7 protein-coding genes and 1 tRNA gene are annotated in these 12,744 nt (G+C 62.7%); 2 read left to right on the top strand and 6 right to left on the bottom strand.

Annotation, left to right across the window (positions count from 1 at the left end; all coding sequences use genetic code 11):
* On the top strand, window positions 1-2,370 hold a 2,370-nt coding region (locus tag HCZ87_RS16875; protein ID WP_167645609.1), incomplete at its 5' end, for an FAD-dependent oxidoreductase.
* 233 nt (window positions 2,371-2,603) lie between these two features.
* Window positions 2,604-3,212: a nucleotidyltransferase family protein gene (locus tag HCZ87_RS16870; RefSeq protein ID WP_303048858.1), complete on the top strand. Its 609-nt coding sequence runs from the start codon at window positions 2,604-2,606 to the stop codon at window positions 3,210-3,212.
* A 63-nt stretch (window positions 3,213-3,275) separates the two neighbouring features.
* Here HCZ87_RS16870 and HCZ87_RS16865 read toward each other — a convergent pair whose 3' ends face one another.
* The 6 genes from HCZ87_RS16865 to HCZ87_RS16840 form a co-directional block, all read right to left on the bottom strand.
* Window positions 3,276-6,347 (bottom strand): Hint domain-containing protein, encoded by a 3,072-nt coding sequence (locus HCZ87_RS16865; protein WP_167645606.1) that lies wholly within the window; start codon window positions 6,345-6,347, stop codon window positions 3,276-3,278.
* A 759-nt stretch (window positions 6,348-7,106) separates the two neighbouring features.
* Window positions 7,107-7,916: an enoyl-CoA hydratase gene (locus tag HCZ87_RS16860; RefSeq protein WP_167645604.1), complete on the bottom strand. Its 810-nt coding sequence runs from the start codon at window positions 7,914-7,916 to the stop codon at window positions 7,107-7,109.
* 65 nt (window positions 7,917-7,981) lie between these two features.
* Window positions 7,982-8,809: an inositol monophosphatase gene (locus HCZ87_RS16855; protein ID WP_167645602.1), complete on the bottom strand. Its 828-nt coding sequence runs from the start codon at window positions 8,807-8,809 to the stop codon at window positions 7,982-7,984.
* Between the two features lie 147 nt (window positions 8,810-8,956).
* Window positions 8,957-9,046, bottom strand: a tRNA-Ser gene (locus tag HCZ87_RS16850).
* Window positions 9,047-9,285: 239 nt separating this feature from the next.
* A complete protein-coding gene (locus HCZ87_RS16845) occupies window positions 9,286-11,790 on the bottom strand; it encodes a DUF3772 domain-containing protein (RefSeq protein WP_167645600.1) in 2,505 nt (834 codons plus the stop codon).
* 5 nt (window positions 11,791-11,795) lie between these two features.
* Window positions 11,796-12,744 (bottom strand): cysteine synthase A (locus HCZ87_RS16840; protein ID WP_167645598.1); only part of this gene is annotated, 949 nt, incomplete at its 5' end.

The raw sequence follows: 12,744 nt of genomic DNA, 5'->3' as shown, positions 1-12,744 counted from the left end.
TGCTCCGTTCTCTATCACCTGACCAAGCTCGGCTGGACCGATGTCATGCTGCTGGAGCGCTCCGAGCTCACCTCCGGTTCCACCTGGCATGCGGCGGGCGGTTTTCACACGCTCAACGGCGACACCAATATGGCCGCGCTTCAGGGCTATACCATCAAGCTCTACAAGGAGCTGGAAGAGATCACCGGCCTGTCCTGCGGCCTGCATCACGTGGGCGGTGTGACCCTCGCGGACAGTCAGGACCGCTTTGACATGCTCAAGGCAGAGCGCGCCAAACACCGCTTCATGGGGCTGGAGACAGAGATCGTCAGCCCCGAGGAGATCAAGAAAATCGCCCCCGTCACCAATATCGACGGCATCATCGGCGGGCTCTACGATCCGCTCGACGGCCACCTTGACCCCTCCGGCACCACCCATGCCTACGCCAGGGCCGCACGTCTGGCAGGCGCAACGATTGAAACCCATTGCAAGGTGGTGGAGACCAACCAGCGCCCCGACGGCAGCTGGGATGTGGTCACCGACAAGGGCAGCATCCACGCCGAACATATCGTCAATGCCGCTGGCCTCTGGTCGCGCGAGGTCGGCGCCATGGCGGGGCTCTACCTGCCGCTGCACCCGATGGAGCATCAATATATCGTCGCCGACGAGGTGCCACTGATCGCCGCCATCAGCGACAGCGGCGGCGAGCACGCCCATGTGATGGATCCGGCGGGCGAGAGCTACCTGCGGCAAGAGGGGCGCGGCCTCTGCATCGGCTTTTACGAACAACCCTGCCGCCCCTGGGCGGTGGACGGCACGCCCTGGGACTTCGGCCACGAATTGCTGCCCGATGACTTTGACAAGATCGAAGCCAGCATCGAATTCGCCTATCGCCGCTTTCCGGCGCTCTCTGAGGCCGGAGTGAAATCGGTGATCCACGGCCCCTTCACCTTTGCCCCCGATGGCAATCCGCTGGTGGGGCCGGTGCCGGGGCTGCGCAACTACTGGTCCGCCTGCGCGGTGATGGCGGGCTTCAGCCAGGGCGGAGGCGTCGGGCTGATGCTGGCGCAATGGATGGTGGAGGGCGAATGCGAACGCGACACCTCCGCCATGGATGTCGCCCGCTTCGGCGACTGGATCACCCCCGGCTACACCCGGCCCAAGGTCATCGAGAACTACCAGAAACGCTTCTCCATCGCTTATCCAAACGAAGAACTCCCCGCCGCGCGCCCCTTCCGCACCACACCGATGTATGACATCTTCGATCAGATGGGCGCGGTCTGGGGGCAGTCCTACGGGCTGGAGGTGCCCAATTACTTCGCCGCCGAGACTGAGCCCCGCTATGAGACCCCCTCCTTCCGTCGCTCAAACGCTTTTGACGCCACCGCGCGCGAGGTAAAAACCGTGCGCGAGGCGGTCGGCATCAACGAGATCCACAATTTCGGCAAATACCGCGTCAGCGGCGCCTCAGCCCGTGCCTGGCTGGATCGTATCATGGCGGGCCGCATCCCCAAACCCGGGCGGATCAGCCTGACGCCGATGCTCTCGCCCAAGGGGCGGCTGCTCGGCGATTTCACCGTTTCCTGCCTTGCGGAAGACGACTTCCGGCTGACCGCCTCCTATGGCGCGCAGGCCTATCACATGCGCTGGTTCCAGCAGCATCTCGACGCGGGCGTCGCCATCGACAACCTCTCCGACCGGGTGAACGGCTTCCAGATCGCAGGCCCCAAAGCGCGCGAGGTGCTGCAAGCCTGCACCCGCAGCGACATCTCCGCGCTGCGCTTCCGCGATCTGCGCCGCATGACTCTCGGCATGGTCGATTGCCTGGTGCAACGCCTCAGCTATACCGGCGATCTCGGCTACGAGATCTACTGCGACCTGCCCAGCCAACGCAGCCTGTGGGAGACACTCTGGCAGGCCGGACAGCCCCATGGCATGCGGCCCTTCGGCATGCGCGCCATGATGTCGCTGCGGCTGGATAAGTTCTTCGGCTCCTGGCTTTCGGAATACTCCCCCGACTACACCGCGGGGGAAACCGGGCTGGACCGATTTATCTCCTTCGAGAAACCCGTTGATTTCATTGGCCGTTCCGCAGTCGAGGACGAACGGAACAAAGGCGCCACGCGCAAGCTCTGCGCCTTTGAGGTCCGCGCCGAGGACGCCGATGTCACCGCCTATGAGCCGATCTGGCTGGAGGGCAGCGTGGTCGGTTTCTGCACCTCCGGCGGCTATAGCCACAGCGCGCAGAAATCCATCGCCTTGGGCTTTGTGCCAACGGAGCGCGCGCAAGCTGGCCTGGAGGTCGAGATCGAAATCCTGGGCAAAAAACAGCCCGCACGGCTGATCACCACGCCGCTGTTTGACGCCGACAACAGCCGCATGCGGGGCTAGGCGCAAAACAGGTCAGTCCTGCTGACCTATCCCCCGCCCCGTTGCCGCCCCAGCGCGCGCGGCGCGGCCCTCGCGCGCAATTTTCAGGGCAGCCTCCCTGCCCCAATGTTTCGCAAGCGAAACAATAGGTCATGATCTCTGACCTATCTCCCCTTGGCATTCCCCTTCATCTTTTCCAAAATATCCCCGCCGGAGGCTCCCCAACCCGCCTCCCTGCCAAAAGGACGCGGCTCTTGCCCCATTCCCTCGCCATTCTCCTGCTCGCCGCAGGCGCCTCCTCGCGCATGCGCGGCGGGGACAAGCTGCTGGAACAGGTCGCAGGTCGCCCGCTGCTCGCCCAATTGCTGCACCAGGCGCAGGCCAGCGGCATGCGGGTCTTTGTCACCCTGCCAGATCTGACCCACCCAAGGGCAAAGGCGGCAGAGGGCGCCACGATGATCCCGGTCCCAGAGGCGGCGGAGGGCATGGGGGCCTCGATCCGACGGGGGCTGCACGCCCTGCCCGCTGACATCGACGGCGTGATGCTGCTGCCCGCCGATATGCCAGAGCTCACCACTGCGGATTTCCAACAGCTCGCGGCGCAGTTCCAGGGGCCCGACGGTGCCATCCTGCGCGCCACCGGGGTGGATAAATCTGGCCGGACGCGCCCGGGTCACCCGGTGCTGTTCCCCCGCCGCTGCTTTGAGGCGCTGCGCCAGCTCCGCGGCGATGACGGCGCGCGCGCTGTGCTGCGCGACGACCCGCCAGAGCTGGTCGCTCTGCCCGCAGCCCATGCGCTCACCGATCTGGACACGCCAGAGGATTGGGCCGCCTGGCGCCGCGCAACTTCTGCCCCCAGATAACAAAAGAGCGGCCACTCTGTGCCGCTCCTTATAATCCTCACAATCCTCAACCAGTTCAGGTGCTTAATGCACCAAGAGCTTGGCCTCGTGTTTCTTCAGCGAACGGCGCGCCGCAGCATAGGATTCCTTGCCCGCAGCGGTCTTCAGCTCGGGGAAGATCTCAAAGATCTCGTTGCGCTGCGCATTGTCGAGCCCGCGCAGGGTGAGATCGCCGGGCTGGAAGCTCTCGGTCCAGGCCCCATCGGACAGCACCACCTCGTGTTGATCGAACATGAAGTGGATATAGGTCACAGCAGACGTTTCCACCGCGTCCACACCTTCAAGGCCGGTCAGATGTTTCGCCGCCACCAGAACCTCGCGGTCCTCGAAATAAAGCGCGGTCTTGTCATTGGCGACCAGCACCCGGTGGTTCGGGCTGACCATCATGTCGCGTTCCGGCAGACCATTCCCCAGCGCGCCCTGACGGATCAGCACCGGCTGCAAATGGGCCGCGCCCACCAGTGCGGCGCCGTCCAGCTGACGATGGCCGACCCAGCGGATCGCCTGAATACCATTGTCGCGGGTGATGACGCGATCCCCGACTTCCAGATCTTCGACCAGACGTTCGCCACGCGGGGTGGCGATCAAGGTGCCCGGGGTGAAACAGGGCACAACCTGTTCAATCTCGGAGAACTCGAAGCTGCCGGTCACATTGTCATCATCATCCAACAGGTTGATGGTGCCGGAGAAACTGTTGCCATCCGCGTCTTCGGTGCGGGAGGCATATTCCCAGTTCAGGCCGGTCAGGTCGAGCACATCGTAATCGTCGCCACCGGCGCCGCCGTCGATGTTGTCGCCCGCAGTTGCCCCGAGAAAAGTATCGCGATCATCGCCACCGCTGAGGACATCTTCGCCTTCGCCGCCGGTGATCACATCATTGCCCGCGCCGCCGTCAACGGTATCGTCGTCGATGCCCGCGTCGATGGTGTCGTCGCCGTCGCCGCCGGTGATGAGATCGTCATCATCCTGACCGTAGATCACGTCATTGCCAGCGCCGCCATCCAGCGTGTCCATGCCGTTGGTCGGGTCCGGGTCGGGCGCGCGCCCGTCAGAGCCGTCATCGGTGATGTTCAGCACATCCGGGAACACCGGATCGAGACCACCATAAATGGTGTCATCGCCGTCCCCGCCCTCAATGAGGTCAGAGCCTTCGCCGCCGATGATCTCGTCGTTGCCCTCACCGCCGGTCACGGTGTCATCGTCGATGCCCGCGTCGATGAAATCGTTGCCGCTGCCGCCGTCGATCAGGTCATCATCGTCGCCGGTATAGATGGTGTCATTTCCGGACCCGCCAGAAACCGTGTCGAGATCATTCGACGGATCCGCATCCGGGGCGATCGCCGGGATCGGGGGCGTGGTGTCGCTATAGCCAGGAAAGCCACGGTCCACAGCCGGTTCGGTGCCGGAGGTGTCGATATAATCGTCATCATCGCCACCGTCGGCAGAATCATTGCCGTCGCCGCCGATCAGCGTGTCATCGCCTTCGCCGCCGATCAGCGTATCGCCACCGGGGGCGCCATCATCGGGATCCGCCGGGGTGGTGACATCGTAATACATGTCGGTGAAGACGATACCGGAATCGGCGGTGCCATCGGCGCTGTGTTCAATCACCAGCTTTGCAACCGGGCCGGGAATGGTCACCAGGATCGAGGTATCCGGGGAATCGGGGTCCTCATAGGGGGCATTGGCGCGGGCGCTGTCGTCTCCGGGCACGCTGTCCTGATTGCTGAGGACCACACCGCTGCCACCGTCGATCTGGATTTCGACGGGATTTCCATCGGCATCATAGGCTGTGATATGGACCAGAGAGTCACCGTCCAGGTCATTGATACGGAAGGAGACATTCTCCACCTCGTCGGAGAAATCAAACGAGTGGGTGGCGCTGTCATTGTCGCCGCGAATCACGTTGATGGCGGCGCTGTTGGGATCGGCGGGCGTGCCGCCGGTATCAATACCACCGACATATTGATCGCCGTTGGTGAAGACCTCGCCGTCGGAGTACTCCATGCTGCTGCCGCCGGTCTCGTCGTAGCCATAGGTGACCGTGACCGAGCCGGTATCCAAGCTAAAGCCGGGTTCCAGATTCTCGCCATGTTCCAGGCTGCCGGATCCGTCCACATCCGGCACCTCGTCCCAGCGGAAAACCTCGCGGTGGGAGACCTCTGCCCCCTCTGCGGTGCCGTCGCCGTCGAGATAATCGTTGCCGGTGCCACCGATCAGGCTGTCGTCGCCAGCGCCGCCGTAGACCTCGTCATCGCCCAGGCCGGCCACAACCGTATCATCGCCGCCCGCCGCATTCACCACATCGTCATTGGGCCCGGCGCTGGGATCGATCGCATCCTCGGAGTCGATCATGTCGCCTTCGGGATCGCCGGTATAGGTGATGTCGATCAGATTGTCGTCGTCGTCGCCCTCGACAATGCCGTCCAGGCCGCCCGCGTTGCTGACGTCGTCGTCCAGTACCGCAACATAGTCAATCAAGCCGGTGAAATTCTGGTCGAAATTGCCCTCGGAGACCTCGCGCGCACCGATGGCAAAGCTCTGTTCGTCAACCTCGGTGATATCAAAGGTCAGCCCGCTGACATCCGAGGTCAGCGTGGTGTCGGTATCCTGGGTGGAATTGACCACCGTGAAGGTGACGCCGTTCTCGTTCCAGGAATAGGTCACATCGACGATATCGCCCTGCGCCGCAAAGCCGGGATCGGTCGCAAGCGTGACCGAATTGCCGTCGTCGCCATGATAGACCTCGATCGCGCCATCGTCGGTGAGGCGGATCTCGAAGTAGTTGTCCGGAGTCTCAGCAAGGCCGCGGCTGACCACGGTCTGATCGCCGGACCCGAGGCTGCCGGTTTGAAAGCTGGTGGTCAGGGTGCCACTGGTCAGATCAAAGGGGGCGTCGTCGCCGTCGTCCACATCCATATGGCCATAGCCGCCGGCGGTGTTGAGCCAGCCGCCAACGAAAGACCCGCCCCCCGCAATCGTGCCATCCTGGGCGATACCGTCGCTCAGGCCGGTATCGTCGCTCTCATAGCCGTCACGAAAGTCCCAAAGGCCGATCACATCAGCCGAATACGGATTCTCAAAATTCTTAGCCATCCCACATACTCCTACGACCGCGACCCGGCGCTGCTCTCCCGCAATTGGCAGAGCGTTATTAACGCCGCGAAGCCCCAGTCTTTGGACAGATCGCAGCCAACCTTAAGCCCAAGAGCTGAGGAAAACGTAAAACCACAAAAAAGCACCAGGTCTCTCGACCTGGCTCACCGCCAGAATACGGCTGTGTTCCGCTTGGACGTGCTCGGGAAACTGGCGAGTTTCCGCCCCAACGCCCCATTCGAAACAAACTTCTTTGAAGTCCCCCCCATTGGGCAGTTTCAGAGATACCGAAGCACGGCGCTTCGACAAAGGTAAAAATTGAATTAATGAACAGCTGCCGCCCGCCGAGTGCTGCCTGACACGCCTCGCCCCTGGCGTCGCCGCAGATATTGTTTCGCGCGACTGCCTAAAGTTCAGGCCAGATATCCAAAGGAAGTAGGTTTTTCGGCCAAAATTGCGGGAAATCTCTCGGATTCTCGCATTTTTGCGGCGGTTTTTTTTTCAATTTTTTCACAAACACAAAACGGGGGGGGTGTTGCTTTCCCCCGGGCAACCGTCGCCGCGGGGTAGTTTACCGTCTTCAAATCGGACACAGTTTGCTGGTTTGATGAAGGATTAGGCAGGAAATTTCGAACCGGCCCGCCCAAATGATGCATCGAATCATTCAGATATCTTACATCCTGAGCGCCTGGTGATGCCGCGCCAGCGGTCCTACGCCCCATTTTCGCAACAATGACCATGGGGCGTTTTGCGAAAACTTTACTCTCCAGTCCACTCGGGCATGTGGGACTTCGACAGGAACGCGCTGATCCCCGCCTCGGTGTCGCGGGCCATCATATTCTCGGCCATCACCCGCCCGGCATATTCATAAGCCTCCGCCAGCGGCATCTGCGCCTGCGCGTAAAAGGCCGCCTTGCCGATCTTGACCGGCACCGGCGATTTTGCGGCGATCTTGCGGGCCATCTCCAGCGTCGCATCTGACAATTCGGCCAGCGGCACCACCTGATTGATCAACCCGATCTCGGCGGCACGGGAGGCGGGAATGAAATCGCCCAGCAAGAGCATCTCCATCGCGTGTTTGCGCGCCACATTGCGGGTGAGCGCCACCATCGGTGTGGAACAGAAGAGCCCGATATTGACGCCAGAGGTGGCAAATCGCGCTTCCTCTGATGCCACCGCAAGATCGCAGCTGGCAACCAGCTGGCAGCCCGCCGCGGTGGCAATGCCCGACACCTCCGCGATCACCGGCTGCGGCAGCTCCACGATGCTCTGCATCATGCGCGAACAAGTGGCAAAGAGGCTCTGGAAATAAGCAAAGCCGCCATCGGCACCGTCATCGCGCGCTGCCGTCATTTCCTTGAGATTATGGCCGGCGCAGAAGTGATCGCCCGCCCCGCGCAGGATCACCGCGCGGATCGCCGGCTCCTTTGCCAGCGCGTCCAGCTCGGCCTGCAAGGCGGCCATCATCGCCTCGGACAGCGCATTTATGCTGCGCGGGCGCGACAGCGTCAGTATCGCAACCCCGGCGGTATCCTGCCGCAAGACCAGCGGATCGGTGGTATCAGTCATCATGTGCCTCCCTGTTGCCGGGCAGAGCTTAGATCAGCCACCCCACAGCGCCAAGGGGTCGCGGATCAGCGGAGATCAAATGCCGCAACGACCTCGGCATGGAGCCGGGGACCGCTGGAGACCGTAAGCTCGCCCTCGGTCAGGGTCGGCGCATAGGCGCGCCCATCCGAGAGCTGCGCATGGCCGCCGGCTTCCAGCGTGGCAAGCACCCCGGCAGCGTGGTCCCAGGCGTTCATGCCGCAGGCCTGCACAAAATCCGCCCGCCCCTGCGCCATCAGCCGATATTCGTGACAGGAACAACAGAGCGAGGACACCCGGTTTCCGGCGATCATCCCCGCCGTCAGCGCGGGCTGGCGCTCCTTGGGATAGAGGTAATGCGGGATGAAGCCGGTCGCTTCGCTCAGGGGGCGCTCCGGCGCAACCTGCAACCGTTCCGGCGCGCGGCTCGGCGAGGCAAACCAGCTGCCGCCACCAAGGCTCGTCTGCACCCAATCATCCATCACCGGATCATAGAGCAGGCCAAACACCGTCTGCCCCCGCACCGTCACCGCCAGGATCACACCAAAGGTGGCGAGACCATTGGCGAAATTCCAGGTGCCATCGATCGGGTCCAGAATCACGGCCACTTCGGCCTCAGGCAGCCGCGCGAGCGTTGCGGGATCCGCAGACACCGCCTCCTCGCCAATCACCACCGCACCGGGCAGGATCGCTTCAATCTCACGGCTCATGCGCTCTTCGGCCGCCTCATCCGCCACGGTCACCAGATCAATCGCCGAGGCCTTGGCGGAGATATCCGATGCTGGCAGGTTGCGGAACCGCGGCAAAATCTCGGCCCGGGCCGTCTCGCGCACCATGGTGATCAGGGCCTGTTCCGTCGACTGTTCCAACCGCATGAGATGCCTCCTGTTTCCGATCCAGGAACAGTTCTAGCGACCTGCGCAGCGAGCACCAGCCCGAAACGCGCCCGCGCGCGTGAAACATCCATGACAGGGCACCGTATTCGGCGCCCCGATGTCACTTTGGTCATGATTTTGGGGTTATGGCGGAGAGACAGGGATTCGAACCCTGGAGACGGTTTCCCGCCTACACACTTTCCAGGCGTGCGCCTTCGACCACTCGGCCACCTCTCCGTGGAGCGCATATCTGATGTATTTCCAAAGGGATTGCAAGAGGCTTTCCGACAAAAAACAAACATTTTTTGCTCCCCCGCAAAAAACAGCTAAATATCTGCGAACACAGCTATAAATTCACCTTCCACCGCGCGAGAAGCACTGCCCTTCTTCTTCTAACTGAAAATATCCCGGGGAGCGCGAGGGGCAGCGCCCCTCGCATGGATACCCCAACCATCGACAGCGCGTCAGAGCAGCCCTCAGCTGTCCTCTGCGCCCTCGGCGTCGGCAGAAAGGTCCGACAGATCCGGCTTCACCGGCGCGCTCACGCTCGCGGGCTCGGGTGTCGCTGCTGCCCCGCTCTGCCCACGCGGCTGGAGCGCCTCGGCGTTGCGAATCCAGATATCGCGCTGCGCAAAGGGAATTTCGATCCCCTCGGCCTCGAACCGCTTGGCGATCTCGTAGTTCATGTCGGATTTCACACTCAGCACCCAATTCACATCCCGCAGGATCGCGCGGATCTCGAAATCCAGACTGTCGGCGCCAAAGCCCTGGAACACCACATAGGGTTCCGGGTTCAAGAGCACCATCGGATGCGCCTTGGCGATCTCTGAAAGGATCGCCTCCACACGCCGGGGATCGGTGCCATAGGCGACGCCCACCGGCACGATCACCCGTCCCACCGTATTGCCGCGGGTATAGTTGGTGACGGTGCCGGAAATCAGATCGGAGTTGGGCACGATCACATCGGTGCGGTCAAAGGTCTCGATCCGGGTCGAACGCACCGAGATATCGCGCACATAGCCCATCAGCCCGCCGACCTCGATCCAGTCGCCCTTAGAGACCGGCCGCTCGATCAGCAGGATGATGCCGGAGACAAAATTCGACACGATGGTTTGCAGACCAAAGCCGATCCCGACCGAAAGCGCCCCGGCCACGATCGCCAGCGAAGAGAGATCCAGCCCGGCGGTGGAGACCGCGATCAGCGCCGCGAGAAAGATGCCGATATAGCCCACGCCGGAGACGATGGCGTTCTGGCCGCCCGGATCAATCCGCGTCTTGGGCAGCAACGAGGAGCGCAGGCTGCCCTGCACCAGCCGCGTCAGCACATAGCCCACCGCAAAGACCACCACGAAGGTCAGAAAGATGGTCGGCGAAATCCGGGTGTCGCCAACCGAGAAGCCTTCGAGGAAGCGCGACCAGAGCTCGGTCAGGTCAGAGACCCGCGCCCCCCAGATCAGCGCCAGCACCGGCAGCGACAGCAGCGCCAGCACAAAGCCGGTGATCACCGCAAAAAGCGAATCCTCCGCCGCCTGGCCCTTGCGCATGATCCAGCCATAAACATCGGAAATGAACTTTTGCAGCACCATCAGCGTGGTGACCAGCATCAAGGTCAGGATCATTGGATAGATCAGCGCGATCGCGGCGTTGATATAGCCAAGCGCCCCAACCACCGGCGCAACAACCGCCAGCACAAACACAAAGCGGCGCAGCACCGACATGGCGCGGTTGGCGCCCATGGCAATCGCGCCTTCGTCATCCTCGCCGCCATCGACGGTGTCCTCGCGCCGCTGTCGCGCCCGTATCCGGTTCAACCGCAGCAGCAAGAGCGAGGCGAGCAGGATCAATGGCCAACTCAGCACGCCAAAGCTGGCATCATCGAAATTCTCGATCGCATCGAGCCGCTCCAGCAGCAGCTGACAGACCAGCACCACCGCCAGCGAATCCAGCAGCACCCGCACCTGACGACGCGCGCCCGGCGCAACCGGGATCAGCTCATTGGTGATCTCATAGACATAGAGCCGCTCTCCCAGCCAATGCGCCACCAGAAGCAGGAAGGACCAGACCGGCACGTCAGAGAGCAGCAAGGTGCCCCGCACCCCCAACACGCCAGAGATATCGATCGCGCGCACCAGTAGCAGCGTGCCGATATAGGGCAGCAAGACCTGCAACAGGGACACCACAAAACGCCAGACGCCGGTGCCGCTGCCGCCCAGCTCGCGCAGGAAATCGCCGGCCATATGGGACCAATGCCGCCCCCGCCAGATCAACAGCACCGCGGCAAAGCTGAGCGCCAGAATCAGCGGCAGACGGCTGCGGATGGTCTCTTGGGTGGTGGCAGAGGCCAGCAAGGTGGCGCTTTCGTTCCAGAAGGCCCCAAGCACCTGGATTGCATCACTGACGGCGGCAGGCCAGTTTTCCGGGTTCACCGGCATCGAGACCCGTTCCAAGAGGGTGCGCGTCGCGCGGTCCCGGATCAGCTGGTCGATCTCGGAAATCAGCCCCTGGGCGCGGCTGTAGCCCAGATCCGCCAACACCTGCGGCGCGGTCAGCACCGCCAGCTGGCGTTGCAGTTCCTTGCGCAGATTGGTGATATTTGCAGGCTCGCTGTCGGCATTCTCCGGCGCCGGACCGAGCGCCTCGATCTGGGCGCGCAGGGTCTTGATGCGGTCGGAATTCTGGCTACCGGCCTCCAGGAACTGCTGGCGATAGTTGCTCAGCTCCAGCCGCAGCGATTCCAATGCGCCATTGGAGGCGCGTTTGGCGTCCAGCACCCGTTCGGCCCGGTCAGCGGTGCGCTGCCAGGCGTCATAGGTCTCCCCAAGCGAGCCGGAAATATCCGACTGCGCATAGCTGCGGGCCTGCGACAGGCCCGGGCTTTCGGTCGTGGTCTGTGCGGGTTCCTGCGCGGCCAGCGTCAGCGGCACAAGCAGGCAGGTCAGCCAAAGCAGGCCGACCTGGAAAAAACGTTTCAAGTCGGCCATCTGGGTCAAATGTCCTCGAACACGCCGGGAATCGACGCCGGGGTATGGGTCATCCAATCCGGCACCGGCAGTCCTTTTTCCTTGAGGAAGTCAGGATTGAAGAGTTTCGACTGATAGCGGGTGCCATAGTCGCAGAGCACGGTGACAATGGTGTGGCCCGGGCCCATGTCCTTGGCCAGACGCACGGCACCGGCGATATTGATCGCCGAAGATCCACCCAGCACCAGCCCCTCGTCGTGCAGCAGATCGAACACATAGGGCAGCGCCTCGGCGTCGGGGATCTGATAGTTGAAATCCGGGGTCAAACCTTCGAGGTTCTTGGTGATCCGGCCCTGACCGATGCCCTCGGTGATGGAGGACCCTTCGGAGGCCAGCTCGCCCGTGGTATAATAGGAATAGAGCGCAGCGCCCATCGGATCGGCCAGGCCGATCTTGACGCCCTTGGGCTGGAGCGCCTCGGCGATGCCCGCCAGGGTACCGCCAGAGCCCACCGCGCAGATGAAGCCATCCACCTTGCCGCCGGTCTGTTCCCAGATCTCCGGCCCGGTGGTTTCCACATGGGCCTGACGGTTGGCCACATTGTCGAACTGGTTGGCCCAGATCGCGCCATTGGGCTCGGTCTTGGCCAGTTCATTGGCCAGACGTTCGGAATAGCGCACATAGTTGTTGGGGTTCTTATAGGGTGCTGCGGGCACCTGAACCAATTGCGCGCCCGCCAGACGCAGCATGTCTTTTTTCTCTTCCGACTGGGTTTCTGGGATCACGATCACCGTCTTGAACCCCATGGAGGCCCCCACCAGCGCCAGACCAATGCCGGTGTTGCCGGCGGTGCCCTCAACAATGGTGCCGCCGGGCTGCAAGGCACCGCGCGCGATGGCGTCCTTGATGATATAGAGCGCGGCGCGGTCCTTGACCGATTGGCCGGGGTTCAAAAACTCCGCCTTGCCAAGAATT

The sequence above is a fragment of the Phaeobacter sp. HF9A genome (genome assembly GCF_011806385.1).
In the GTDB taxonomy this organism is placed as follows: domain Bacteria; phylum Pseudomonadota; class Alphaproteobacteria; order Rhodobacterales; family Rhodobacteraceae; genus Epibacterium.
Note: the sequence above shows the minus strand (reverse complement) of the source record. Positions and strands in the feature narration are given on the sequence as shown.

Coding starts and splice junctions, on each gene's coding strand:
- HCZ87_RS16865 (WP_167645606.1), bottom strand. CDS start 6,347: ATGGCTAAGAATTTTGAGAATCCGTATTCGGCTGATGTGATCGGCCTT.
- HCZ87_RS16860 (WP_167645604.1), bottom strand. CDS start 7,916: ATGACTGATACCACCGATCCGCTGGTCTTGCGGCAGGATACCGCCGGG.
- HCZ87_RS16855 (WP_167645602.1), bottom strand. CDS start 8,809: ATGCGGTTGGAACAGTCGACGGAACAGGCCCTGATCACCATGGTGCGC.
- HCZ87_RS16845 (WP_167645600.1), bottom strand. CDS start 11,790: ATGGCCGACTTGAAACGTTTTTTCCAGGTCGGCCTGCTTTGGCTGACC.